The 25,353-nt window shown below is 59.6% G+C and carries 25 protein-coding genes and 3 tRNA genes; 11 read left to right on the top strand and 17 right to left on the bottom strand.

The features are described from left to right. Positions 1-5: 5 nt before the first annotated feature. The 5 genes from OC71_RS04100 to OC71_RS04080 all read right to left on the bottom strand — a co-directional run bounded on the left by OC71_RS04100 (position 6) and on the right by OC71_RS04080 (position 5,340). On the bottom strand, positions 6-1,028 hold the full coding sequence (locus OC71_RS04100) for an ABC transporter permease (protein WP_041064553.1): 1,023 nt from the start codon (positions 1,026-1,028) through the stop codon (positions 6-8). Beyond that, positions 1,028-2,089 carry a microcin C ABC transporter permease YejB gene (locus OC71_RS04095; protein WP_003225430.1) on the bottom strand — a complete coding sequence of 354 codons (1,062 nt, stop codon included), beginning with the start codon at positions 2,087-2,089 and terminating at the stop codon, positions 1,028-1,030. Before OC71_RS04095 ends, OC71_RS04100 begins: the two co-directional genes overlap by 1 nt. After that, positions 2,089-3,957 carry an extracellular solute-binding protein gene (locus OC71_RS04090; protein ID WP_041064549.1) on the bottom strand — a complete coding sequence of 623 codons (1,869 nt, stop codon included), beginning with the start codon at positions 3,955-3,957 and terminating at the stop codon, positions 2,089-2,091. The genes OC71_RS04095 and OC71_RS04090 overlap by 1 nt, the downstream gene beginning before the upstream one ends. Positions 3,958-4,092: 135 nt before the next feature. Beyond that, a complete protein-coding gene (locus OC71_RS04085) occupies positions 4,093-4,374 on the bottom strand; it encodes a peptidylprolyl isomerase (RefSeq protein WP_007912303.1) in 282 nt (93 codons plus the stop codon). Positions 4,375-4,470: 96 nt separating this feature from the next. Continuing rightward, positions 4,471-5,340, bottom strand: a complete 870-nt coding sequence (locus OC71_RS04080) for a triacylglycerol lipase (protein ID WP_041064542.1) — start codon at positions 5,338-5,340, stop codon at positions 4,471-4,473. Positions 5,341-5,679: 339 nt separating this feature from the next. Here OC71_RS04080 and OC71_RS04075 point away from each other — a divergent pair, with 339 nt between their 5' ends. Continuing rightward, complete coding sequence (locus tag OC71_RS04075) at positions 5,680-6,858, top strand: hypothetical protein (RefSeq protein ID WP_041064539.1); 1,179 nt, start codon at positions 5,680-5,682, stop codon at positions 6,856-6,858. Positions 6,859-6,927: 69 nt separating this feature from the next. On the opposite strand, the gene OC71_RS04070 is transcribed toward OC71_RS04075, so the two are convergent. After that, positions 6,928-7,995 (bottom strand): 3-deoxy-7-phosphoheptulonate synthase, encoded by a 1,068-nt coding sequence (locus tag OC71_RS04070; RefSeq protein WP_041064536.1) that lies wholly within the window; start codon positions 7,993-7,995, stop codon positions 6,928-6,930. Between the two features lie 616 nt (positions 7,996-8,611). Between OC71_RS04070 and OC71_RS04065 the strand changes: the two genes are divergently transcribed. The 9 genes from OC71_RS04065 to OC71_RS04025 all read left to right on the top strand — a co-directional run bounded on the left by OC71_RS04065 (position 8,612) and on the right by OC71_RS04025 (position 14,319). Continuing rightward, on the top strand, positions 8,612-9,373 hold the full coding sequence (locus tag OC71_RS04065; RefSeq protein ID WP_041064533.1) for a carbon-nitrogen hydrolase family protein: 762 nt from the start codon (positions 8,612-8,614) through the stop codon (positions 9,371-9,373). Further along, positions 9,370-9,813 (top strand): N-acetyltransferase, encoded by a 444-nt coding sequence (locus OC71_RS04060; protein ID WP_041064530.1) that lies wholly within the window; start codon positions 9,370-9,372, stop codon positions 9,811-9,813. Before OC71_RS04065 ends, OC71_RS04060 begins: the two co-directional genes overlap by 4 nt. 127 nt (positions 9,814-9,940) lie before the next feature. After that, positions 9,941-10,582, top strand: a complete 642-nt coding sequence (uvrY, locus tag OC71_RS04055; RefSeq protein WP_024012761.1) for a UvrY/SirA/GacA family response regulator transcription factor — start codon at positions 9,941-9,943, stop codon at positions 10,580-10,582. 2 nt (positions 10,583-10,584) lie between these two features. Further along, positions 10,585-12,408 carry an excinuclease ABC subunit UvrC gene (uvrC, locus tag OC71_RS04050; RefSeq protein WP_041064521.1) on the top strand — a complete coding sequence of 608 codons (1,824 nt, stop codon included), beginning with the start codon at positions 10,585-10,587 and terminating at the stop codon, positions 12,406-12,408. Between the two features lie 32 nt (positions 12,409-12,440). Continuing rightward, positions 12,441-13,001 carry a CDP-diacylglycerol--glycerol-3-phosphate 3-phosphatidyltransferase gene (gene pgsA, locus OC71_RS04045; protein ID WP_003225417.1) on the top strand — a complete coding sequence of 187 codons (561 nt, stop codon included), beginning with the start codon at positions 12,441-12,443 and terminating at the stop codon, positions 12,999-13,001. A gap of 60 nt (positions 13,002-13,061) precedes the next feature. Next, positions 13,062-13,137, top strand: a tRNA-Gly gene (locus tag OC71_RS04040). Between the two features lie 46 nt (positions 13,138-13,183). Continuing rightward, positions 13,184-13,257, top strand: a tRNA-Cys gene (locus OC71_RS04035). Between the two features lie 194 nt (positions 13,258-13,451). Further along, positions 13,452-13,538 (top strand) — tRNA-Leu (locus tag OC71_RS04030). Between the two features lie 340 nt (positions 13,539-13,878). Continuing rightward, complete coding sequence (locus OC71_RS04025; RefSeq protein ID WP_041064518.1) at positions 13,879-14,319, top strand: hypothetical protein; 441 nt, start codon at positions 13,879-13,881, stop codon at positions 14,317-14,319. Between the two features lie 152 nt (positions 14,320-14,471). Here OC71_RS04025 and OC71_RS28340 read toward each other — a convergent pair whose 3' ends face one another. From OC71_RS28340 to OC71_RS03975, 11 genes are all read right to left on the bottom strand, one after another. After that, positions 14,472-14,633 carry a hypothetical protein gene (locus OC71_RS28340; protein WP_174376922.1) on the bottom strand — a complete coding sequence of 54 codons (162 nt, stop codon included), beginning with the start codon at positions 14,631-14,633 and terminating at the stop codon, positions 14,472-14,474. Between the two features lie 200 nt (positions 14,634-14,833). Beyond that, positions 14,834-15,340 carry a peptide-methionine (S)-S-oxide reductase MsrA gene (msrA, locus tag OC71_RS04020; protein WP_041064515.1) on the bottom strand — a complete coding sequence of 169 codons (507 nt, stop codon included), beginning with the start codon at positions 15,338-15,340 and terminating at the stop codon, positions 14,834-14,836. 208 nt (positions 15,341-15,548) lie between these two features. Then, positions 15,549-15,833 (bottom strand): hypothetical protein, encoded by a 285-nt coding sequence (locus OC71_RS28465; protein WP_041064512.1) that lies wholly within the window; start codon positions 15,831-15,833, stop codon positions 15,549-15,551. 107 nt (positions 15,834-15,940) lie between these two features. Next, positions 15,941-16,171, bottom strand: coding sequence for a hypothetical protein (locus OC71_RS04010; protein WP_007964939.1), 231 nt, complete (start codon positions 16,169-16,171; stop codon positions 15,941-15,943). 121 nt (positions 16,172-16,292) lie between these two features. Next, positions 16,293-16,523, bottom strand: coding sequence for a hypothetical protein (locus OC71_RS04005; protein WP_041064505.1), 231 nt, complete (start codon positions 16,521-16,523; stop codon positions 16,293-16,295). A 192-nt stretch (positions 16,524-16,715) separates the two neighbouring features. Further along, entirely contained in the window at positions 16,716-17,744 is a 1,029-nt protein-coding gene (locus OC71_RS04000) for a DNA topoisomerase IB (protein WP_041064502.1), read from the bottom strand. 69 nt (positions 17,745-17,813) lie between these two features. Further along, positions 17,814-18,893, bottom strand: coding sequence for a molybdenum ABC transporter ATP-binding protein (gene modC, locus OC71_RS03995; protein WP_041064499.1), 1,080 nt, complete (start codon positions 18,891-18,893; stop codon positions 17,814-17,816). Positions 18,894-18,896: 3 nt separating this feature from the next. Beyond that, a complete protein-coding gene (gene modB / locus OC71_RS03990) occupies positions 18,897-19,577 on the bottom strand; it encodes a molybdate ABC transporter permease subunit (protein ID WP_041064496.1) in 681 nt (226 codons plus the stop codon). Beyond that, a complete protein-coding gene (gene modA / locus OC71_RS03985; RefSeq protein ID WP_041064493.1) occupies positions 19,578-20,345 on the bottom strand; it encodes a molybdate ABC transporter substrate-binding protein in 768 nt (255 codons plus the stop codon). 166 nt (positions 20,346-20,511) lie between these two features. Next, a complete protein-coding gene (locus tag OC71_RS03980) occupies positions 20,512-21,576 on the bottom strand; it encodes a nitronate monooxygenase family protein (RefSeq protein ID WP_041064490.1) in 1,065 nt (354 codons plus the stop codon). Between the two features lie 113 nt (positions 21,577-21,689). Continuing rightward, entirely contained in the window at positions 21,690-24,149 is a 2,460-nt protein-coding gene (locus OC71_RS03975) for a hypothetical protein (protein ID WP_041064487.1), read from the bottom strand. Positions 24,150-24,338: 189 nt separating this feature from the next. On the opposite strand from OC71_RS03975, the gene OC71_RS03970 reads away from it, so the two are divergent. Then, positions 24,339-25,322 (top strand): MDR family oxidoreductase, encoded by a 984-nt coding sequence (locus tag OC71_RS03970; protein ID WP_041064484.1) that lies wholly within the window; start codon positions 24,339-24,341, stop codon positions 25,320-25,322. The last annotated feature ends 31 nt before the right edge of the window (positions 25,323-25,353 follow it).

Raw genomic sequence — 25,353 nt, 5'->3', positions numbered from 1 at the left:
ACACTTCAGGATCGAGGGTCGAACGCGTCACGTAACGCTTCGCCGATGAACACCAGTAAAGAAAGAATCAGCGCCAGCGTGAAAAACGCGGTCAGCCCGAGCCACGGTGCTTGCAGGTTCTGTTTGCCCTGACCGATCAGTTCGCCCAGCGAAGCGCTGCCGGCGGGCATGCCGAAACCGAGGAAGTCGAGGGCGGTGAGGGTGGAAATCGCTCCGGTCAGAATGAACGGCAGGTAACTCAGCGTTGCGTTCATCGCATTGGGCAGGATGTGCCGGACAATCACCTTGCGGTCGCTCAGGCCCAGGGCACGAGCGGCTTTGACGTATTCCAGGTTGCGCCCGCGAAGGAACTCGGCGCGCACCACATCCACCAGCGCCAGCCAGGAAAACAACGCCATGATCCCCAGCAGCCACCAGAAATTCGGCTCGACGAAACCCGACAGGATAATCAGCAGGTACAACACCGGTAACCCGGTCCAGACTTCCAGCAGGCGTTGCCCGAGCAAATCGACCCAGCCGCCGTAATAGCCTTGCAGGGCGCCGGCGGCAATCCCGATGAGTGCACTGATGGCGGTCAGCATCAAGGCAAACAGGATCGACACCCGGGCGCCGAAAATCACCCGCGCCAACACATCGCGCGCCTGATCGTCAGTGCCCAGCCAGTTGACCTTCGAGGGTGGGCTCGGTGCCGGTTGGTTGAGGTCGTAATTGGGCGTGTCGTCGCTGAACGGAATCGGCGGAAACAGCAGCCAGCCACCGTCCTTGCGGATCAGGTTCTGCACATAGTCACTGCGATAATCGGCCTGGAACGGCAGCTGGCCGCCAAATTCCTGCTCGGTGTAACGCTTGAACACCGGGAAGTAGAGCTGGCCCTGATAGCTGACCACCAACGGTTTGTCGTTGGCGATCAGTTCACCGCCCAGCGTTACCACGAACAGTCCGATGAACAGCCACAGCGACCACCAGCCTCGGCGGTTTTTCTTGAAGCGTGCGAAACGGCGTCGGCCCAGGGGCGAGAGCTTGAACATCAGGCGTTCCTCGCGGCGAAGTCGATACGCGGATCGACCAGGGTGTAGCACAGGTCGCCGATCAGTTTTATCAAGAGTCCGAACAGGGTGAAGATGAACAGCGAACCGAATACGACCGGGTAGTCTCGGGAAACCGCCGCTTCGTAACTCATGCGGCCGAGGCCGTCGAGTGAGAAGATCACTTCGATCAGCAGCGAGCCGGCAAAGAACACACTGATGAATGCCTGCGGGATCCCCGAGACCACCAGCAGCATCGCGTTGCGAAACACGTGACCGTAGAGCACGCGGCGCTCGCTCAGGCCTTTGGCGCGGGCGGTGACCACATACTGGCGGGTGATTTCATTGAGGAACGAGTTCTTGGTGAGGATCGTCAGCGTGGCGAAACCGCCGATCACCAGCGCCGTCACCGGCAACACCAGGTGCCAGAAGTAATCGGCAATCTTGCCCAGGGTCGACAGCGATTCGAAGTTGTCCGAGACCAGTCCGCGCACCGGAAACCAGTTCAGCGAGGTGCCGCCGGCAAACACCACGATCAGAAACATCGCAAACAGAAACGCCGGCATCGCATAGCCGATGATGATCGCAGTGCTGCTCCAGATATCGAAGTGGCTGCCGTGATGCACGGCCTTGCGAATGCCCAGCGGGATCGACACCAGATAGGTGATCAGCGTCGCCCACAGGCCGAGGGAAATGGTCACCGGCATTTTTTCCAGAATCAGATCGGTGACGGTGGCGCCGCGGAAAAAGCTTTTGCCGAAGTCCAGCTGCGCGTAATTTTTGAGCATCAGCCACAGACGTTCATGCGCCGGCTTGTCGAAACCGTACTGTTTTTCGATGTCCTTGATCAGTTGCGGGTCGAGGCCACGGCTGGCACGCGAAGTGCTGCTCATGGTTTCGCTGGAACTGCCACCGACACTCGCTCCGCCGATGCCTTGCAGATGGGCGATGGCTTGTTCGACCGGGCCGCCGGGTGCCGCCTGGATGATCACGAAATTCACCAGCAGGATGATCACCAAGGTCGGAATGATCAGCAGCAGACGCCGCAGAATGTAAGCCCACATCAGTGCGGTCCTCCGGGTCTGCCACGACCGATTTTTTCGGCGGTCATCTGCTGGTTGGTCAGCGGCGTGCTGCTGATTTCCCACCAGCTCTCGATGGCTTCGTCATTGCTGGCTTGTGTTGCCGGCATGCCGAACCGATTCCACCAGACGGTGGAGGTGCCCGGCGGGTAATAGTTGGGAATCCAGTAGTAGTTCCATTGCAACACCCGATCCAGCGCGTGGGCGTAGTGCAGCATGTCACTCTGGGTCGAGGCGCGGATCAGGCCGTTGATCAAGGTGTCGACCGCGGGATTCTTCAGCACCATGTAGTTGTTGGCGCCGGGGTCGTTGGCCGAAATCGAGCCGAAGTAGTTGAGCAACTCGCCACCCGGAGATGTGCTGACCGGGTAGCCGGTGACGATCATGTCGTAGTCGCGGCTCATCAGGCGATTGACGTATTGCGAGGAATCGATGCGGCGGATATTCAGCTCGATGCCGATCTGTTTCAGCGTGCGTTTGTAAGGCAAGAGCAGGCGGTCCATGCCGTTCTGGCTGACCAGAAAGGTGAAACTCAGCGGTTCGCCCTCGGTGTTGACCAGTTGGTCGCCATCGGGTTTCCAACCTGCCTGTTCGAGCAGTTGCAGGGCTTGCAGTTGCTTGTCGCGGATCAGTCCGCTGCCATCGGTTTTCGGCGCCTCGAAGACCTGAGTGAAGACCTCGTCGGGAACCTGCCCGCGCAACGGTTCAAGGATTTTCAGTTCGGCGGCATCCGGCAGCTCGCGGGCGGCCAGGGCGGTGTTGGAGAAATAGCTCTGCTGGCGGATGTACATGTTGCGCATCATCTGCCGGTTGCTCCACTCGAAATCCCAGAGCATCGCCAGTGCCTGGCGCACCCGACGATCCTGGAACATCGGTTTCTGCAGGTTGAACACGAAGCCCTGTGCCGATTGCGGGGCCTCGGTGGCCAGGTGGGCTTTCTGCAGTCGGCCGTCACTTAGCGCCGGGCTGTCGTAACCGATCGAATACCCGGTGGCGGAAAACTCGCGGTTGTAATCATAGGCGCCGCCGCGCAGCACCTGACGTGCGACATCGGTGTCGCCGAAATACTCGATGCTGAAGTGATCGAAGTTGTACAGGCCGCGACTGACCGGCAGGTCCTTGCCCCACCAGTCGGGGTTGCGCTCGAATGTGATGCTGCGCCCGGAGTCGACCTTGCCCACCCGATACGGGCCGCTGCCCAGCGGCGGTTCATAGCCGCCGCCACCGGCGAAGTCGCGGGTTTTCCACCAATGCTCGGGAAACACCGGCAGGGTGGCGATGTCCAGCGGCAAGGTGCGGTTCTCGTTGCTCTTGAAGTCGAAGCGCACGGTCAGCGGCGCTTCCACTTCGACACCTTTGACATCGGCGAACTGCGTGCGATAGCGCAGGCTGCCCTGGGTCATCAGCAAGTCATAGGTGTAGCGCACGTCTTCGGCTGTGATCTGCTTCCCGTCGGCGAAACGCGCCTGGGGGTTGATGAAGAAACGCAGGGACAGGCCGTCCTCCGCGCGTTCCATTTTTTGTGCCACCAGGCCATAGACGGTGTAAGGCTCGTCCATCGAACGCTGGGCCAGCGGCGAATAGAGCATGCCGTCAATCTGGGTGACGCCGATGCCCTTATCGATATAAGGCAGGATGTGATCGAAATGCCCGATCTCTATCGCCGAGCGGCGCATGGTGCCGCCCTTGGGCGCCTGCGGGTTGGTGTAGTCGAAGTGGCTGAAGCCGGCCGGGTATTTGGCCGGTTCGCCATAGACGGTCAACGCGTGTTGCGGGGTGGCGTCCACACCGGCGGCGCCTAAAAGCAAGGCCACGGCAGTGAACAGCAGATAAGGGAAAGCCAGTCGCATTGTCAGCCTTAAAGCCGGGTGATCGATAAGCGCAATTTGTACGCGAGCGGCGCGTCAGTCGCCAGCCGCATCCTGTAACCAAAACACAACGGCCCACCAGAAGGCGGGCCGTTGGGGCAGCAATCAGGCGACGGATCAGTCCTGGCGGCTGGTGACTTCGAGCAAGTGATAACCGAACTGGGTCTTCACCGGGCCTTGCACGACGTTGATCGGCGCGCTGAAGACCACAGTGTCGAATTCCTTGACCATCTGGCCAGGACCGAACGAACCCAGGTCGCCGCCCTGACGGCTGGACGGGCAGGTGGAGTTGGCCTTGGCGACTTCGGCGAAATCAGCACCGCCTTCGATCTGGGCCTTGAGTTCGTTGCACTTGTCTTCGCTGGAAACCAGGATGTGGCGGGCAGTGGCTTTAGCCATGGGGAAATTCTCCAATCTATTTCAGTAAAGTGTGGAGCCTACCGGAATCAGTAAGCGATTTCTCGGCAAAGTTCCGCTCGGCGCATTGGCGCACGGTTACAGGTGCGCAGCCCGCAAGCGTGCAGCGTGCTCGACATAGAGAGCGACGGGATCCTGGCCGGTTTTTTTCACTCCGTCAGGGCGACGCAGACTGCCCAGGTGGCTGAAAGGATAATCGGAACGGATGACCCGGCCCAGATGGGAACTGAAGCGTCCCACGAAACCATCGTTTTGTCCGGTCTCTGCGACAAAATGCTCTGATAATCCCCGGCAGACGATATGCACCGGATCAAGTGCCTGCAATAAGTTGTCCTGCAGCGTGCCGCTCCAGGAATAGTAGTGAACGTTATTGACCCGCTCCGCACCCTGGCCGCCCCAGCTGGAAGGCAGACCTTGCGGGTACTTTCTGTTGAATTGCCCAACACCTGCGGTCGTCAGGGCACTGAGTGCGGCGACAGCGTTCTGCGGCAGTCCCGGTTGCCCGCTGAGCAGCGAGAGGAGGCGGGCAAACTGTGTTGCAGCGTGCTCCGCCACGTGCTCCGGCAGGCCACCCGGTATCAGGGCCAGGCGTAAGGCGTCAGCCAGTTCCGAACCGTGATTGGGGCCACTTACCGACGTGACCGAGGCGACTTTCTCTGGCGCCAGCGCAGCGGCGTAACGGCACGCCAGCGCGCCCTGGCTATGCCCGATCAGGTTGACCTTGCCGGCTCCGGTTCCTCGCAGAACGCTTTCGATCTGAAACATCAATTGCTGGCCGCGTACTTCGTTGTCATGGGTCGCAGACAGCTGCGGCACAAACACTTGGCCGCCTGCTTCCCTCAGCGCTTGCTTGACATCATGAAAAAGCTCGAAATGGCCGATACGGTCAAACCCGAACAGGCCATGGACCAATAGGATGGGGTAGCGGGTTGTCGCATTCCGTTGCATGTTTCTGCCTCTTTCTGCAGATGCTTGTCAGTGGTTGGTGCGTGCCACTGTAAAACAGGCCTGCGGGTCGGCGATGTCTGAAAGCTCCTCGGTACTGAAAGGAAACTGGAATAAAAGCGGTACGAATATTCGCTTCTGCTTGAGGGGGTAGTCGGAACATCTGGCAATCTTTTGAGCGGTATCGCTTGATTCTGCTTCGTATGCCTACGTCATGCGGTGCATTTACCCTGCCGATGGAAGGCGTTGTGCTGACTTCTGGCGATGGCTGGATGGTGTTCAATGGAGTTCGTTCGACGTTGCCTTCATGGCGGCGTTTTATCCAAGGAATGGAGCTACTGAATGCCTATATACGAAGTCAATGGCGACACCTCTGTGGCGACCGCGTCAATTACGTCTCCTGTAGCGGATGACTCCGGTGGACGCGGTTTTCTGAGTTTGAAGGTGGACGGCGAGAACTTCGAGTTCTGCTATCGACCTGCGTCTGCACCGGTACCCGCTCCAGTCTCGTCGCTGCCTGCACCGATGCTTGAGGTTATGGAGGGCGGAATGCTTGATCCCTCACTGAACCAGGCATTCGTCAGGGTTGCGCCTTACCCGAACATGGTGTGCGGCGACAAACTTGTGCTGCACTGGCAAGGGCTGGATGACGAAGGTTTGTCCTACATCCACGAAATCACTCGCACGGTCAGTGAAGGCCAGGTGGGGCAGGAACTTGTCTTTGTCGTGAAGGGATTGCACATAGCAGCGCTGGAGCGTGGCTCACTGGAGGTTTTCTGGACGCTGTACAGCGTCGCGCTGCCGGAGCCGCTGTCATCCAGGCGCTTGCAACTGGATGTGGGCGATCCGGAACCCGATCTGCTGGCGCCAATCCTTGAAGAGACGGTGGGTGGGACGCTTGACCCGGACCGTGTTCCGCAAGGGACTGGCGTGATCGTGCGACCTTACGCCCGGATGGCTGTCGGGGACCGGGTCATCCTGTCCTGGCAAGGTGATGACGGACTGCCGGTCATCAATGATGTATTGCACGTGGAACAGTTTGCTGTGGGCGAAGCGCTGTCTTTCTGGATACCCGCGCATTGCATCGCCCCACATCGCATGCACGAGGTGAGCGTCAGCTACCGGGTGGAGTCAGGCTCGGCTCAGGTAAGGCAGTCTGCAAACCTGCGCGTTCTGATCGCACCATTGATGCGAGGTGATCTTGCAGCTCCGCAGGTACTGGAGGCGCAAGACGGCGAGCTGGAGGTAGTGGATGCCGAGGATGGCATTACCGTAGTGATCGACAATGCCCAGGCTGAGGAGGGGGAGCTGGTTTACTTGAAATGTGATGGTGAGTATTTCAGTCATCGCGATGATCGGGATATCACCCGGGAAACCGCAGGTCAGCCCGTGGTATTCATTGTGCCTCACCGTTTCTGGCGAGAGCATCGGGAAACTGTGGTGCAGGTGTCGTATTCGGTGGAACGGCTGGATGATGTCAGCCAGGCCTCTGAGGTGACCCGTATTCGGGTGCGGGCATAACCTGTGGTGAAAGCTGAACGACGATCCAGCCTTTGCGGGATTTTGACAATTCCGCAAAGGCTGTTCCGATCAACAGGCTCGAAGACGTTCGGCTGCGCTCGACAGCAACAGCTCTGTCGCATTGAACCCAAGGCAACCATCGGTCACCGACACGCCGTAACGCAGGGCGGGGCCTAAAGGCTGGCAGCCTTCGAACAGGTGGGACTCAATCATCATCCCGATCAAGGAACGATCCCCCAGCAGTCGTTGTTCGAGCACTGCATTGAACACCTCGGGCTGGCGCAGAGGATCCTTGCCGCTGTTGGCGTGACTGCAGTCAACCATGATCCGCGCCGGAATCTTCAGGCGTTTCAAGTCGGCACGGACCCGGGCAATGCTTTCGTGATCGTAGTTCGGGCCGTGATGGCCACCACGCAGCACCATATGCGTGTCGGGGTTGCCCGGGGTCTGAATGATCGCCGGGTGCCCCTGGCTGTCGACACCAAAGTGTCGATGCGGGTGGGCTGCTGAGCGCATGGCATCGACGGCTACAGAGACGCCGCCGTCAGTGCCGTTCTTGAAGCCGACGGGCATGTTCAGACCGCTGGCCATTTCCCGGTGGATCTGCGATTCGGTGGTGCGTGCACCGATGGCAACCCAACTGAGCAGGTCGTCGAAGTAACCGGCAGCCATGGGCTGCAGGAGTTCGGTCGCGACAGGCAAGCCCAGGCGGATCATCTCGATCATCAATTCGCGCGACAGGGTCAGGCCGGCAGCCATGTCGTCGCTGCCATCCAGATGCGGGTCGTAGGCCAGACCTTTCCAACCGACGGTGGTGCGTGGTTTTTCGACGTAGGCGCGCATCACCAGCAGCATCTCGTCGCTGACTTGATGTGCGAGGCGGGAAAGCTTTTCGGCGTATTCGAGTGCGGAGCGCGGGTCATGAATCGAGCAAGGGCCGACGACGACCAGCAGGCGATGGTCTTCGCCATTGAGAATCGCGCGGACCGCCTGGCGGTGGGCTGCGACTTGCTGGGCGAGGGCATTGCTCAGGGGCAATTGCTGTTTGAGTTGCAACGAGCTGGGCAGACGCAGGGTCAGCGCTTCGTTGGCAGAATCGAGGGTGGACAGTGGCAGAGCAGAAACAGACGAGTTCATATTCAGGATTCCTGGGCTGGTGGCGGGTGCTTCCCGCTCACTCGGCCCTACTGGGGTGTTCGACAATTGGCCGTATTGGCTGCGTGTGTGTGCTTGCCACCTGTGGGTGACCGATCGGAGGCGGCAGGCTGTCCCGAGCGGAGGCTGCTAAATCGCCAGGCGCTAAAAGTGTCGTAACGGTAATAAGTGGCGTAGTTCATGTCGTGATTCCTCAAAGTGTCTGGTGTGTTGCTGAAAAAGTTGGGGCCTGAAAAAACAAAACCCCCGGTCGGGAGGCCGACCGGGGGTGAGAATTCTCTGGTAGGCGACCCGTTTTCATGGGCGCCGTTTGGGTATCAGGCGCGCCAGTGGCTAAACCAATACCCAAAATAAAAGCTGGCAGGAGCACAAGCGTCATTCGCCCGGGCAGCCGCAACCGAGCGCAAGGCGCTGGCGGAACGAAGCTGTGAGAGGGCGTTGAACATGGTTTGTCTCCAATAAGTGCGCCGAGCTTACTAGAGGCCCATGCGCCTGAGCAATCAGAAATTGCTATCGCGCTTACATGACATTTCCTATTGCTTGAGTGCCGCAGGCGTTGTGACACACTGCGTATTTGGCAAAATCCCAAGGATGAATAATGTCAACGTTCACCATCGCTGCAGCTCAATCGTTCTCCGTTGCCGGTGATCTGGCGGCGAACATCGCCCGTCATTTGCGCTTCATGGCCGTGGCGGCGGAGCAGGGCGTCGAACTGCTGGTGTTTCCGGAGCTGTCGCTGACTGGTTATGAAGGCCAGATGGCTGCAGACATGGCAATCGATCCGCAGGATTCGGTGCTGCAACCCTTGCGTGATTGCGCGCGCGAGCTGGGTCTCATTGCGGTGGTCGGGATGCCGATTCGCCATAAGGACAGTTCGAAGGTATTGATCGGCGCGCTGACGTTAGGCAGGGATGGTTCTCTTGAGGTTTACAGCAAACAACATCTGCACAGTGGCGAAGAGCTTTTCTATGCCACAGGTGCTGGTGGTTCGTCCTTGCGCATAGGCGGCGATACCGTCGCGCTGGCGGTCTGCGCTGATTTTACCCACGCCAGCCACGCGGCAGCGGCTGCCGTTGCTGGCGCCGACCTGTACGCAGCAGGCGTGCTGATTGGCGAAAAAGGTTATGGCGTGGATAGCGCGATATTGCAGGGCTATGCACAAAAGCACTCGATGGCGGTTCTGATGGCCAATCACGCCGGGCTCACGGGTGGATGGCAATCGGCGGGTCGCAGTGCCGTCTGGTCTGAAGACGGCACGCTGGTTGCCGCCGCGCCAGGGCCTGGTGAATTGTTAGTCGTTGCGCGACGTGATGCCGGCGCATGGCAGGGGCGGGTAGTTCCGGTGGTGGCGGGGCAATGACCTACCATTTGCGTCGCGCCGAACTGGCTGATCGGGTATTTGCCCGAGAGCTGACGTGCCAGAACATGCTGCGCTATTACATTGGCCACGATCTGCTGTGGCAGGACCAAGCGTTCGAGGTTGCCTGGGATGGACGGGACAATTGGCTGATCATGCTTGGCGAAGTTCCTGTGGGATTTTTCAGCCTCAGTCGGGATCGCCGGGCGTTGTATCTCCGCGAGCTGCAAGTAGGCGAGGCGTTTCGCAGGCAGGGTGCTGGATCCTGGGCGATTGATCAGGTTATCGCCATGGCCCGCGCTGACGGACTGCCGGCGCTGCGTCTGACCGTATTCAAAAATAATCCTGCGCAAAGCCTGTATAAGAGAAAAGGCTTGCATGTGTGTGGCGAGGACGAGTGTTTCCTGAGGATGCAGCTCGATTTCGGTACACCTGTGCTCTGAAACCCACGGCCGGCAAGCCTTCGATGATGAATTGAAACTTTTTAAATGACGCTTGCCGCTAGGTCTGTCTGGCACTTTTTGCTAAGGTGTCCGGCATCCCAATAAGACCATATCGCGAGGTGTCTGCTTGATTAGGGTGCTAGTGGTCGATGACCATGATCTCGTTCGTACAGGCATTACACGGATGCTGGCCGATATCGATGGCTTGCAGGTGGTTGGACAGGCCGAGTCCGGGGAAGAATCCCTGATCAAGGCCCGTGAGTTGAAACCCGATGTGGTCCTGATGGACGTCAAGATGCCCGGTATCGGTGGTCTCGAGGCCACGCGCAAGCTGTTGCGCAGTCATCCGGACATCAAGGTTGTCGCTGTCACGGTGTGTGAGGAGGATCCATTCCCTACACGTCTGTTGCAGGCAGGTGCCGCGGGCTACCTGACCAAGGGCGCGGGTCTGCCGGAGATGGTTCAGGCCATCCGCCTGGTGTTTGCCGGCCAGCGTTACATAAGCCCGCAGATAGCCCAGCAACTGGCGATCAAATCGTTCCAGCCAACCAATGACTCACCGTTCGATGCCTTGTCCGAACGGGAAATCCAGATTGCGTTGATGATTGTCGGCTGCCAGAAGGTGCAGATCATCTCCGACAAGCTCTGTCTGTCGCCGAAAACCGTTAATACCTATCGCTACCGGATCTTCGAAAAACTGTCGATCAGCAGCGATGTCGAGTTGACGTTGTTGGCCGTGCGCCACGGCATGGTTGATGCCAGCGCCTGATCATGACTGAAATATTCGATTCCGGCGCCTTCCTGGCGACTGTCAGTGGGCGTCCCGGCGTCTATCGCATGTTCGACAACGAGGCACGCCTGCTGTATGTCGGCAAGGCCAAGAACCTCAAGAAGCGACTTGCCAGCTATTTCCGCAAGACCGGGCTGGCGCCGAAGACCGCTGCTCTGGTGGGGCGTATCGCACAGGTCGAAACGACCATTACCGCCAATGAAACCGAGGCGTTGCTGCTTGAACAGACGCTGATCAAGGAGTGGCGGCCGCCGTACAACATTCTGTTGCGCGACGATAAGTCTTATCCCTATGTATTTCTGTCTGACGGCCAGTTCCCGCGGCTGAGCATCCATCGTGGCGCGAAGAAGGCGAAGGGCAAGTATTTCGGCCCATATCCGAGCGCCGGGGCCATTCGCGAAAGCCTCAGCCTGCTGCAAAAGACCTTTTTCGTCCGGCAGTGTGAGGACAGTTACTACAAGAACCGTACGCGCCCTTGTCTTCAATATCAGATCAAACGCTGCAAGGCACCTTGTGTCGGCCTGGTCGAACCGGAAGTTTATGCCGAGGATGTGCGTCACTCGGTGATGTTTCTTGAAGGGCGCAGTCACGCGCTGACCAATGAGCTGTCAACGGCGATGGAAGAGGCGGCGATCAATCTCGAGTTCGAACGCGCCGCCGAGTTGCGTGACCAGATTGCCTTGCTGCGCCGGGTCCAGGATCAGCAAAGCATGGAAGGCGGTACCGGCGACATCGATGTCATCGCAGCCTTCGTCAACCCGGGCGGCGCGTGCGTTCATTTGATCAGCGTGCGCGGTGGGCGAGTGCTGGGCAGCAAAAACTTCTTTCCACAGGTGGGTATTGAAGAGGAGGTGGCCGAAGTCATGGCGGCGTTCCTCGGCCAGTACTATATCAGCAGCCCGGAGCGCGACCTGCCGAGCGAACTGATCGTCAACGTCGTGCCCGAAGACGCCACGGCCCTGATCGATGCCATCCACGAGTTGCGCGGTCGCGAGCTGAGCATCAGCCACCGGGTGCGTGGCACGCGGGCGCGCTGGCAGCAGCTGGCGGTCACCAATGCCGAGCAAGCGCTGGGCGCACGCCTGGCCAACCGTCAACACACGGCTGCGCGCTTCGACGCGCTGGCAGAAGTACTGAACCTGGATGAACCACCGCAGCGCCTCGAATGCTATGACATCAGCCACTCCAGTGGCGAGGCGACTGTCGCCTCTTGTGTCGTGTTCGGTCCGGAAGGTGCGATCAAATCCGACTATCGTCGTTACAACATCGAGGGCGTCACAGCGGGCGATGACTACGCGGCCATGCACCAGGCCCTGACCCGGCGCTTCAGCAAACTGAAGGACGGGGAGGGCAAGCTGCCGGATATTTTGCTGGTGGACGGCGGCAAGGGACAATTGTCGATGGCCCGCGACGTGCTCAACGAATTGGCAGTACCGGATCTGATCCTGCTGGGTGTGGCCAAGGGCGCAACCCGCAAGGCAGGGTTCGAAACTTTGTATCTTAATGATGCCGCCCATGAGTTCACTTTGCGTGGCGACTCACCCGCGCTGCACCTGATCCAGCAGATTCGCGACGAGGCACACCGGTTCGCGATCACTGGCCACCGTGCGCGGCGCGGCAAAACCCGCCGGACGTCGACGCTGGAAGGCGTTGCAGGCGTAGGGCCGACCCGGCGTAGGGACTTGTTGAAACATTTTGGTGGATTGCAGGAGCTGTCTCGTGCAAGCATCGAAGAGATCGCCAAAGCACCGGGGATCAGTAAAAAGCTCGCAGAGTCGATTTATGCAAACCTGCATAGCGAGTAGAATGCCAACTCACCTCGTAGCCAGTTGTGCCGATGAATATCCCGAATCTGATTACCGTTCTACGCGTTCTGCTCATCCCGATCTTCATTTTGCTGTTTTACCTGCCTTATCAGTGGAGCTACATGGCCTCCGCCTCGGTGTTCGCCTTTGCGGCGGCCACTGACTGGCTCGACGGCTATCTGGCTCGTCGCCTTGAACAAAGCACGCCGTTCGGAGCCTTTCTCGATCCGGTTGCCGACAAGCTGATGGTGGCTGTCGCTTTGGTATTGCTGGTTCAGGAACACGGCAATTTGTGGCTGACACTTCCCGCAGCGGTCATCATTGGCCGTGAGATTGTCGTCTCGGCCTTGCGTGAGTGGATGGCAGAACTCGGTGCCCGCGCTCATGTAGCGGTGTCCAATCTCGGCAAGTGGAAAACCGCAGCGCAGATGCTGGCGCTGGTGATCCTGCTGGCCAATCCAAGAGACTTCAGTTTCTGGGTCTTGCTGGGTTATGCCTTGTTGATGATCTCGGCAGGCCTGACGTTGTGGTCGATGGTTCAATACTTGCGGGCCGCCTGGCCGCATCTGAAAACCGACGTTGAAAAGAAATAAAACTTTTTTGAATCAAAGGGTTGACGGGGCTTCTGAAATCTATAGAATGCGCCACACCAAGCGGGAATAGCTCAGTTGGTAGAGCACGACCTTGCCAAGGTCGGGGTCGCGAGTTCGAGTCTCGTTTCCCGCTCCAAGTTTGTACGCGGTTGTTGTGGTGCTACTAAACAGCGATCGTTTGAGGCCGAGTAGCAAAATGGTTATGCAGCGGATTGCAAATCCGCCTACGCCGGTTCGATTCCGACCTCGGCCTCCACTATAAACAAGCTCCGTAGATCCATGATTTACGGAGCTTTTTTATTTCCAGTGCGCTGCAAGATTTAGTCTTGAAATCAACCACTGTGAACTTGCTTCACCGGGACGTGATGTATATATTTCCCGCTCTGCTTTACAAGGCTTAACGCTGTCAGGTTTGCTGATCGACTGCTTTGAGCACTACACCGCGCTACCGCCCGAATGGCGAAACTGGTAGACGCATGGGACTTAAAATCCCCCGCTCGTAAGGGCGTGCCGGTTCGATTCCGGCTTCGGGCACCATCTTAAATCAAGGGTTTGCGGGCGAAAGCTGATGCAGACCCTTGTTTGTTTTCAGGGCACCATTTTTAAATGGCTCGTCGTCAATTCTTCCATGTCCTCTTCTTCCTGTTTGCAAAGACCGTTGGTCACTTCTTGATGCAATCAATCCTGCGAGCGTCTACGTTTGTGGCTTGGTCGAAGATATCAAAAGTTATTGAGTGAACATTTGAGCTTGACCCGATGGCGTTGATATCAGGATGGATCTTGATCAAGGCGCGGTACATCGCTCAGGCGATGGGCATTCAGACGGCCTGTCTGTTACGCCAGACCCGCCATTTTTGACGTGTTAAGGAGAACACCGATGGCAATCAATCAAGTGCACGCAGCAACCGATAAAACCGCTCTCGTCGAAGCCGAGGTGTACCGTTGGTACAATCTCTTCTTTCCGTGGTCGCGCGGTATGTCTTCCCGGTCGGAAGGGGCCATCAAACCCCTGTACGACGCGTTGGCGAATGACTTTCGTGTGGTACTCACCGACGGACAGATCATGAGTCGAGCGGATTATTGGGAGCGACTTTGGGGTTTGTATGGCAAGCGTGCTGGAAGCCCTGAATCGCACATCACCAACCTCTCGATCACATCGCTTCCAGGGGACTGCTTCCTGGCCGTCTTCGATCTTGTCAAAGACGGCATCACCAAAAAGAAAGTCGATTCGGCGCTTATGCGCCTCGACCAGACCTCGCCATCCGGAATTTCATGGGTTTACGTGCATGAAAGCGAGCACGAAAGGGCTCTTGCGTAAGTCACTTGAGTTCTACTCTTGTGGCTGAAAAGCCTGCATGTTTTAACGTTGACGAACAATCAGGCCCAGCCCCGTGCTGGGCTTTTTTGTATCTGCTGTTCAGGCAGAAAACAACAAGCCCAGGCATGCCCGGGCCGGTTTAGGGAATACATTCAGCGCGAATCAACCTCTTTTGCAGCCTGGGCGTTTAATCGTTCCTTGCGCCTGCGCAGCCAGCTGAAGAATGCATGTACCGGGTGCAAAAACGCAGCCAGTACGCACAGCAGCATGATGGTGAAAATGGCAATCAGCGGGATGCTTTCGTGCGAGAACATGGTGGGGTACTCCTGTAGGCACTATGTTGGAACCCGCAGGCTAGACGCTTAGAGCCATGCTTGCGATGAACGTATGTTCATCCTCGGGCGCTTGAACTGTGCTACGGAGGGCTCACCAAAATGATCAATTCCAGAGCTGCGCAAGCGCCGGCCTCAGCAGAGGCCAGCGCCGTGCGTGAAGTGATTACGCAGGTGTGTTTTCAGCTGCGTTTCGGCAGCTTCCAATTCGGGCGGATGAAATGGCAGGTGTAACCATTCGGTATCCGCTCCAGATAGTCCTGGTGCTCGGGTTCAGCTTCCCAGAAGGGGCCCGCCGGTTCGATTTCAGTGACCACGCGCCCCGGCCACAGCCCGGATGCATCGACGTCGGCCGCGGTGTCTTCAGCAATGTCGCGTTGCTGTTCGTTAAGGTAGTAAATCGCCGAGCGATAACTGGGGCCGAGATCGTTGCCTTGTCGGTTGGGTGTGCTGGGATCGTGGATCTGGAAAAAGAACTCAAGGATTTGCCGGTAGCTGATCACGGCAGGGTCGAAGACGATTTCGATGGCCTCGGCGTGGTTGCCGTGGTTGCGGTACGTGGCATTCGGTACATCGCCACCGCTGTAGCCGACTCGCGTTTGCAGCACGCCGGGATAGCGTCGCAGCAGGTCCTGCATGCCCCAGAAGCAGCCTCCGGCGAGAATCGCGGTTTCGGTCTTTCCGGTCATGATCTTTTTGCCTCTCGGTGACGGTGGATACGGATCTGGTTATGAGGGCGCGTTGGCTATTTGCAAGCTTGACTCAGGGTGAAGGGCTGCTCGAAACGGTGTTTTCAATAAAATGCCCTGACGATAAGGTCAGGGCATTGATGGTTTCGAGCGGTGAACTCGTGGCAATTCGCGCTGAGTGATGGACGAAAACCAAGACATCAAGCGGTTACACAAACGCTTGCCCGAAAAAGCCCCGTGGCAGGCGTTGCGGACCCGCCAGAGCGGTCAAGCGTGCGATCCATTCCGAGCGCCAGTTCGATGCACCGTGATCAGCCTGTGTGTGGCGCGCTACGCGTCGAGCAGCATTGCGCTGGGTTTTGCGCGCATTTTTGTAGGCATCGGTGTTACGGCAGCTGCGGCATTTGACGCGATTGAGTTCCTGGCTCGAGGCAAGGTTGTTGCCTTTGTGACCACAAGCCAGGTGTCCGTCTACTTTGAAATGGATAACCATGGATCAGTCTCCTGGTGACGTGTACAGGTTATGACCTCCCACGACTGCGGGTGTTCGCCGGGTCGGCCAGGCGGTACGCGTTGAGACTGTCGTTTATTGCCATCCGGTCATCTGAAACGAGGCAGTGGCCGCTCGACAGGTTGCAGCGAAGACAGGGTGCTGCGAATCAGCGGCGTATCTTTTTCGATGTCGTTCAGGCGATCACGTATGCGCAGGGCGGTCGGATGGCCGCCTTGATGATCGACCCAGTCGGCAATTTCCTTGCAGGCCGCAGCCAGGCGCGCCTGACGGGAGTCAAGTAGGGTGAGGAGGGTGGTGATGGACTCTTTTTCGGACATGGAGCACCTCCGTTCAGAAAACCGTTGAGAGGCAGCAAAAAGCCCGCAGGCTGCGAGCTCTCTGCCGTTGGGGCGCTGGTCCGTCAGCTGTTTTGAGTATAGACCCCGCCTGTCAATTGCATCAGCCGGCCGATTGTCGCGCCGGTCGCGGCGAGCTGGCCGCATTGAGCCTTTGGCATTCGCGCCGGGCATCTTCTTCAAGATCATAGCCGTCACCGATGAAGCCTCCGGTTCGGGTGTCATTGATCCGAAACCAGCTGCTGGATTCGGCAGGTTCATGCTGACTTTCCCCGGCGCGACGGCCGTGAATGATGATCTTGTTGCAGCGCTTCACGACAAAGATGTCTTCCATGGCGTCACCACAGCAAATAGGTGTCAGATCAACTATAGAAGCCTTGGCCGATCGTGCAAAAAATAGCCAGTCAGTTCGTCGGTTGCAGCCGCCACTCTGTGGCATGTCAATCCAGGCGATGCGTCGGCTTCAACGCCTGTAGAAACTCAGGATCGTGAGAAACCGCGATTGATTGCTCGGCTACCAGTGCGATCAAGACGCGTCCATCATTTGCTCGAGAAACATCGCCAGCGCCACTTCCTCGGCGCGCAAGCCCTTGCGCACCCTCGGGCGTGGCAGTTCGGCCAGTGCACCGAGCAGGAAGCGCTCGACCACGGCCGGATGGATGTAGCACTTGCGGCAAACGGCTGGGGTGTTGCCCAGCTGTTTGGACACGCTCTTGACCATCTCCACCACATGCCGTTTCGCCTCGGCTTCCGACTCCCATTGCAGTTCGCGCAATACCGCCAGGGCCAGCGCGCTGCCGGCCCACGTGCGGTAATCCTTGGCAGTGAAGTCGGCACCGGTAAGGGTTTGCAGGTAGCTGTTGACGTCGTGGGAGCTGACGGTGTGCCGCTCACCATTTTCATCCAGATACTGAAACAGATTCTGCCCCGGGATTTCCAGGCAGCGCTTGATGATGCGCGCCAGGCGACGATCCTTGACGGTGATTTGGTGTTCTATGCCGCTTTTACCGCGAAACTGAAACAGGATCGCGCTGCCGTTGACCTCGACATGCCGGCTGCGCAGGGTGGTCAGGCCATAGGAGCGGTTGTCCCGCGCGTATTGAGTGTTGCCGACACGAATCAGCGTGGCGTCGAGCAGCGTGATGACCGTGGCCATGACCTTGTCGCGACTGAAACCGGGGGCGTCGAGCAGGGTTTCAAGCTGTTTGCGCAACTTCGGCAGCGCCAGGCCGAACTCCCGCAGGCGCGAGTACTTGTCGGCGTCGCGCACCTCGCGCCAGCGCGGGTGATAGCGATACTGCTTGCGGCCACGGGCATCGCGGCCGGTGGCCTGCAAGTGGCCACGCGGATCGGCGCAGATCCACACGTCGGTATAGGCCGGCGGCACTGCCAGCGAATTGATCCGTTTGATCTCATCGGGGTCGTTGATGCGCTGCCCGGCCGGATCGAAGTAGGCGAATTTGCCACGCAGTTTTTTACGGCGGATGCCGGGTTGGGTGTCGTCGACGTAATGCAGGTCGGGCGGTAAGACGTCGGTTAGTACGGTGTCGGGCATGGCGGTGTCCTTGGCGAATCGCTCTGTTACAGCGATTGACCGCGGGCCGTAGCCGTCGTGCCAACCAATTCAGGCCAGCACGGCGACGGCCTTGATCTGCGCCCACAAATGCTGGCCCGGGTGGATGCCGAGCTGATCCCGGGAAAATCGCGTGATCCGTGCCAGCAGCGGTGTGCCGCCGGCATCCAGACGAATCAGCACGTGCGCGGCGTTGTCCGCCGCCAGCTCGCTGACCACGGTCACCGGCAAGCGATTGAGGATGCTGCTGGCTTCGCTGTTGTGCAGGGCCAGACTGATGTCGCGGGCGTGCACCTTGCAGCGCAAGGCTTGACCGACCGCCATCGGCGCGTGCGTCACGCGGATGTTCATGGCCGTGGCCGGCAATTGCAGACTCAGCAGTTGGTACTCGGCATCGTAGGCGCTGACCTGGCCTTCGATGATCACCCCGGCGTCATCGCCCAGTGCCATTGGCAGGTCCAGCCGCGCGAGGGTCTCGCCAATCGGGCCGCTGGCCAGGGCCTTGCCGTCGCTAAGCAACACCAGATGATCGGCCAGCCGCGCCACCTCATCCTGCGCGTGGCTGACATAGAGCACCGGAATGTCCAGTTCATCATGCAGGCGTTGCAGGTACGGCAGGATTTCGTTTTTGCGCTGGCTGTCGAGGGCCGCCAACGGCTCATCCATCAGCAGCAGTTTCGGGCTGGTCAACAGCGCGCGGGCGATACCGACACGCTGGCGTTCGCCGCCGGACAGGTGCTGCGGATGGCGCTCCAGCAGATGGCCGATGCCCAGCAGTTCGGTGGCTTGCGCCATGTCGACCCGGCGCTGGGCCTTGGCAATGCGCTTGAGACCGAACTGCAGATTGGCCTGCACTGACAGGTGCGGGAACAGACTGGCTTCCTGGAACACGTAACCCAGCGCCCGTTTGTACGGCGGGACAAAAATCCGGCGTTCGCTGTCCTGCCAGACTTCGTCGTTGATCTGGATGAAACCTTGCTCGGCGCGCTCAAGCCCGGCGATACAGCGCAGGCAAGTAGTTTTGCCCGACCCGGAATGACCATACAGCGCAGTCACGCCACGCCCCGGCAAATGCAGATCAACATCCAGATTGAAACCCGAATAAGTGATTTTCAGACGTGCATCAATCATCGATCAGCTCCAGCCCGCGCGGGTCTTGCGGCTGGAGTAGAGCGCCAGCAACACCAGAAACGAAAACACCAGCATCGCCCCGGCCAGCCAATGGGCCTGAGCATATTCCATCGCCTCGACATGGTCGTAGATCTGCACCGAGACCACGCGGGTCTTGTCGGGAATGTTGCCGCCGATCATCAGCACTACACCGAATTCACCGACGGTATGCGCGAACCCGAGGATCGCCGCCGTCACGAAACCGGGGCGGGCCAAAGGCAGGATCACGCTGAAGAAAGTGTCCCAGGGATTGGCGCGCAAGGTTGCGGCCACTTCCAGTGGACGGGTGCCGATGGCCGCGAACGCGTTCTGCAACGGTTGCACCACAAACGGCATGGAATAGATCACCGAACCGATCACCAGCCCGGTAAAACTGAAGGTCAGCGTGCCCAGGCCCAGCCATTGCGTGAAGTGGCCGAGAAAGCCATTGGGCCCCATTGCCAGCAGCAGATAGAAGCCGATCACGGTCGGCGGTAGCACGAGGGGCAGGGCGACGATTGCGCCAATGGGGCCGCGTAGCCAGGAACGACTGCGCGCCAGCCACAGGGCAATCGGAGTGCCGACGACCAGCAGGATCGCGGTGGTCAGGGACGCCAGTTTCAGGGTCAGCCAGATCGCCGCGAAGTCGGCACTCGAGAGCGACATTTAGAGCTGGTAACCGTAGGACTTGATCACCGCAGCGGCTTTCGGGCCTTTGAGGTAGTCAACCAGCGCTTTGGCGGCGGCGCTGTCTTTGCCTTTGTTGAGGATTACCGCGTCCTGTTTGATCGGGTCGTGCATGTTCGCTGGAACGACCCACGCCGATCCGCTGGTGACCTTGCCGTCCTTGTAGATTTGCGACAGTGCTACGAAGCCCAGTTCCGCATTACCGGTGGACACGAACTGGTAAGCCTGGGTGATGTTCTGGCCTTCGACGATTTTGGCTTTGGTCGCTTCAGTCAGCTTGAGTTTTTCCAGCACCTGAGTGGCGGCCAGCCCGTACGGTGCGGCTTTCGGATTGGCGATGGACAGGTGCTGGTATTCGTTTTTCTTCAGCACTTCGCCTTTGCCATCGACGTAACCTTCCTTCGCCGACCACAGCGCCAGGGTGCCGATGGCGTAGGTGAAGCGCGAGCCCTTGACGGTATCGCCTTCTTTTTCCAGTTTTTCCGGAGTGGTGTCGTCCGCCGAGAGGAACACTTCGAACGGCGCGCCGTTCTTGATCTGGGTGTAGAACTGGCCGGTGGCCCCGTAGGCGGCGACCAGTTTGTGCCCGGTGTCTTTTTCGAAGTCGGCAGCAATGGCCTGGATCGGCGCGGTAAAGTTGGCGGCAACCGCCACCTGCACCTCATCGGCGTGAGCGGCGCCAAAGGCAAATACCGCCAGCAAAGAAGCCAGGCAAGTGGGGGCAAAACGTGAGGCACGAATGGTCATAACAGCTCCGTTATTGGCGAGTGCAGAGGGCAGTTATTGTTGGAGGTGGACTGCACCGATGCGAAGGGTGAAACGCTATATAGCGAAATATATAGCGAAATGCCGCTAAACAGGAAGTGCTGTTGTATGCAGGATGAGGCTGCGCCGTGCCTCATCCTGGATCGGGTCAGTGTCGGACCAGTTTTATCAGCGCGCCTTGCGCCAGTTCCCGGGTCAGTTCGGCGCTGCTCAGCTCCTTGCCCAACGGAAAAGCCTGACCGGCCCAGAGGTTGCTGAACTGCGCTTCGCTTTTTGCACGCAAGGGCATCAGCGCTCCGCCGGCCAGCGGGAAGGCTGGGGCTTTCGCTGACATCGGGCCGATTTCGCGCATCACCCGATTGAGAATGCCGCGAGCCGGGCGGCCGGTGAACAGGTTGGTAATCGCGGTTTCGCTTTCCTTGGCGGTGCGCAGCGCTTGGTGATGGGAGGCGCTGACTCTCGCTTCCGGGGTGAACAGATACGCGGTACCGACCTGCGCTGCCGATGCACCGAGCATGAATGCCGCGGCCACCCCGCGCGCATCGGCAATGGCGCCGGCAGCGATCACCGGTACTTTCACCGCATCGACAATCTGCGGCACCAGGGCAAAGGTACCGACCTGACTGCTCAGGTCATCGCTGAGAAACATCCCGCGATGACCACCTGCCTCGTAGCCCATGGCGATGATCGCGTCGCAACCGTTTTGTTCAAGCCACACTGCTTCATCGACAGTCGTGGCAGACGAGAGGATTTTCGCACCCGTGGCCTTGACTCGATCCAGCAGGGATTTCTCCGGCAGGCCGAAGTGAAAACTCACGACTTCAGGACGAAACTCTTCCAGCACGGCGCACGCTGCCGCATCGAAGGGTGCCCGGTTGGACACAGGCGTCGGTGCATCGAAATCGACACCCAGTTCGCGGTAGTACGGCTCCAGCAGGTTTTTCCAGTCCCGCGCGCGCTGTTCATCGGCAGCCGGTGGCTGATGGCAGAAGAAATTGACGTTGAACGGCTTGCGAGTGTGCTCGCGAATGGTCTGCAGTTCTTCGCGCAGTTGCTCGATACTCAGCATTGCGGCGGGCATCGAACCCAGGCCGCCGGCGTTGCACACGGCGATCACCATGGCTGAGTTCGTGGCACCGGCCATTGGGCCCTGGATGATCGGCAGCTCGATGCCGAGCAGGTCAAGAATGCGAGTGTCAGGCCATTGGCTCATGGAAGCGGTTCTCCGAACGATGAAACGGGGCAGGGACGGCAGAGCCGGTTTTTTAACAGCAAAACCGGACTCAGGGCCAGCGCGAATTTCCGCGCACGGACAGCCATGCGCCGTCAGCGTCGATGAAAACCACCGCCACCGCCGCCAAATGAACGGTTCATGACTTGCGAGGAGTTGTGAAAGTTGTTGGTGCGCTGGTTGCCGAAGTTGCGCGCTGCAGATTCACGATTGAGGTTTTGCAGCTGGGCAGTGTTGTTGACCGGTGCCGTGCGGGTCGGGCTGCCCTTGACCATTGATTGCCAACCGTTGTCGGTTTTCTTGTAGACGTTACCGTCGTGCCCGGCATAGACGTTGTCGCCAACCCGTGCGGCGCCGCCGTTGCGTCCCTTGACCCCAGCATATTGCGTGGTCTTGTCGGTGTTGGGGTTGTACACCGCGCCACGGTTGGCGGTGACTTGCGTGCCGTTGCGTGCGTTGCCCGCCGTCACTCGGCCGCCGGCAATGGCGCCACCGTTCGGCCCGACCACCTCACCGCTGCGTCCGGCCGCGTAGTTGCCGTTGTACGCATTGTGTACGGCGCCGCGCTGGCCCGCCGCGGCAATCCCGGTGCGCGAGTTATAGGACGAGCCGACCTGACCGGCCCAGCGATTGCCGGTCCAGGCGTTGTAGCCGGCGCCGTAACGACTGACGGTCGCGCGGTCGCCCCACTGACGATAAATGTTGCCGGTGGTGCCGGCCCAGCCACCGGGCCCCCAGGCCACGGCACCGCCGCGATAGCCGTAAGCGGCGCCGCCCCAGGCCAGCGGCGCTGGATACAAGCGCGGCCCCCAGGCATAACCCCAGCCGTAATTGCCCCACCACGGATAAGCGCCCCAGCCCCAACCCATTGCCACGGTGTTGCCGCCCCAGCTCCAGCCGAAGCCGAAACCGAAGGTCCAGCCGGTCCAGGGTGTATAGCGAATCGCGACGCCGAAACCGTAGGTCACGGGCGGCCCATACCAGACACTGCCAACCCACGGCGTGTACGGGTATCCGGTGCCGTAAACCACCACACCCGTGGCCGGATCCAGGTTCGACCCTTGATACCCCGGGGTGTAGCCAACCACCACCGTGTCGCCGCTGGACTCATAGACTTTGACGTAAGTGAGGTAATGCATCGGCGAACTCGGCGGGATTGAATAGATCACCGACGGAACCGAACTGGCGACGACCCACGGTCCGCTGACTGTCGTTGCGCTGAACCAGATGCCGTTCTCCACGGCATACCAGCTGTCGTTGTCGACACGAATGATCGGCGTCGCGCTGTTGACCACATATTGCAGCGACGTGGTGTTGATCGGTTTGAGTTGCGGCTCGCCGTCGAACTGCGGCGCGGTCATTTTCACTGCACTTTTCTTGATCGCCGAGGTTTGCGGAATGGTGGCGGCAATCGCGGCTTCCTTGGCCTGCGGCGTACCGGCGACGGAGGCCTTGACGTTCTCTTTCGGGCTGTCGTCGGGGATGTTGGCGAAGTCGGCAGGCAATTTGTCCGCCGGAGTAAACGTCCACGGCCCGTTCATGTCGGCGGCCCGGAACCAGCGTCCGGAAATCAGCACGTAGCTGTTCTGGTCGCCGATTTCCTTGAAGATGTGCCCTGTGGTGTTGCTCACGTAGAGCAGGCTGGTGCCCTGGATCGGCGACCACTGCGCAGCCCCGTCGGTAACGATCAGCTCGGTGGGGGTGGTGGCGATGAAAATTTTCGGCTGCGGCGGCTTGGCCAGATTTGGCACCTTGTCTTTCGGATCACTCTGCCCGGTCAGCAGATCGACCTGACGGCTCTGGATCGCCGCCTGTTTGGCCCTCTCCAGATCGGCCGGCGGTGTGGTCAGACGCGTGTATTCGCCGCTGAGGTTGTCAGCGACCATCCAGCCATCAAACACATGCAAGTAGTGCTTGCCCTCGGCGTCCTTGAGCAATAACGGGCGGGTGTTGATCACCCGCTGCAACGCGGTGCCCTCGACCGCGCGATACGCCGCGTCGCCGTCAATATAGACAAGCAGGGCGGGGACGTCGGAACTGATGATCGCCGGCGGGGTATTTTCCAGTGGCGCGCTGTCGGCTTTCTGCTCTGCCGACAGCACACCGACGGCGGCCTCGAGCTGATCGAGGGAAATGGTCTTCTTGCGGCTCTGGGCATCCTTTTGCAGTGCCGCGAGCCAGACATCCGCCTGACTGGCATCGGCGGGGAAGTCGGCCTTGATGATCTTGTATTGATCCAGTGCGACCCAGCGCGTGGCTTTGTCGACCAGCGTGTGCGCACTGAACTGGACAATACCGTAGGTGGGTTTGCCGTCGGCGCCGGTGGCTTCGACCGCCGCCCGGGCATTGAGTGTGTAGCCATCCCAGCTGTCGAGTTGCGGCTGGTACACGGTCAGCCTGGCCTTGCCGCTGGTGATCACTTGCGGCCACGTCGGCGCGCTGGGGGCGGCGTCGGCAGCGGCGCGTTTGTCGGCAGTGGCCGGGGCGGCCCACGGGTTGCCGGCGGTCAGCAGGCACAGCATGAGGATTGCAAGCCATGAGCGCGGGTAAGGCATTGTCAGCTCCATCGACAGAGGCCGCTTTCAGCAGGGGGGCAGCGAAAGCACGACCGTCGAAAAAGCATAGTCGCCCGCTCTGGAATCACTGGGCGGATTTGCGAATTGGCGCAAAGTCGGGTGGGGCAATGCGTTGCTTTGTGTTATTTCAAGGCGCGAGGATTTGAATCCATTGAGTGAGAGGCAGCCATGTTCAACGGCATTTTGATCGACAAAGACGACAGCGGTTACCGCGCCAGCCTGCAACAGATCGATGAAGCGCAGTTGCCCGAAGGCGACGTGACGGTGCAGGTGGCGTACAGCACGCTGAACTTCAAGGATGGTCTGGCGATTACCGGCAGCAGCCCGGTGGTACGCCAGTTTCCGATGGTGCCTGGGATCGACCTGGCGGGCACGGTCGAGGTCAGTTCGCATCCTGACTATAAGGTGGGTGATCAGGTGCTGCTCAATGGCTGGGGCGTGGGCGAAAGTCACTGGGGCGGCCTGGCACAAAAGGCGCGCCTCCGTGGCGATTGGCTGATTCCCTTGCCCGAGGCCTTCAGCGCCGCGCAAGCGATGGCCATCGGTACCGCCGGCTACACGGCGATGCTGTGCATTCTGGCGCTGGAGCGTAACGGCGTGACGCCGGATCAGGGTGAAGTGCTGGTGACCGGAGCCAATGGTGGGGTGGGCAGTTTCGCCATCGCCTTGCTCAACAAACTTGGGTATCGCGTGGTGGCGTCCACCGGCCGGGTGTCCGAGCATGAGTACCTGAAGCAACTGGGCGCCAGCGAGATCATCCACCGCGCATCCTTGTCGGAACCGGGCAAACCGCTGGCCAGGGAACGCTGGGCCGGCGTGGTCGACTCGGTCGGCAGCCACACCCTGGCCAATGCCTGTGCCAGCACCCGCGCCGAAGGCACGGTGGCGGCCTGCGGTCTGGCCCAGGGTATGGATTTTCCTGCGTCGGTGGCGCCGTTCATTCTGCGCGGCGTGACCCTGGCCGGCATCAACAGCGTGACCCAACCCAAGGCCCGGCGGATCGAGGCCTGGAAACGTCTGGCCAAGGATCTGGACTTCGCCTTGTTGCCTTTGATCAGCCACGAAATCGCCCTGAGCGAAGCCATCGACGCGGCACCCAAATTGCTCGCCGGACAGCTGCGTGGCAGGGTTGTGGTCGACGTCAATCGCTGACAGAGTGAGCACCATTGCGGCCCTGTGTGGC

This window comes from Pseudomonas sp. W15Feb9B, from assembly GCF_000828175.1.
In the GTDB taxonomy this organism is placed as follows: domain Bacteria; phylum Pseudomonadota; class Gammaproteobacteria; order Pseudomonadales; family Pseudomonadaceae; genus Aquipseudomonas; species Aquipseudomonas parakoreensis.
This window is presented reverse-complemented; position numbering and strand designations above follow the sequence as displayed.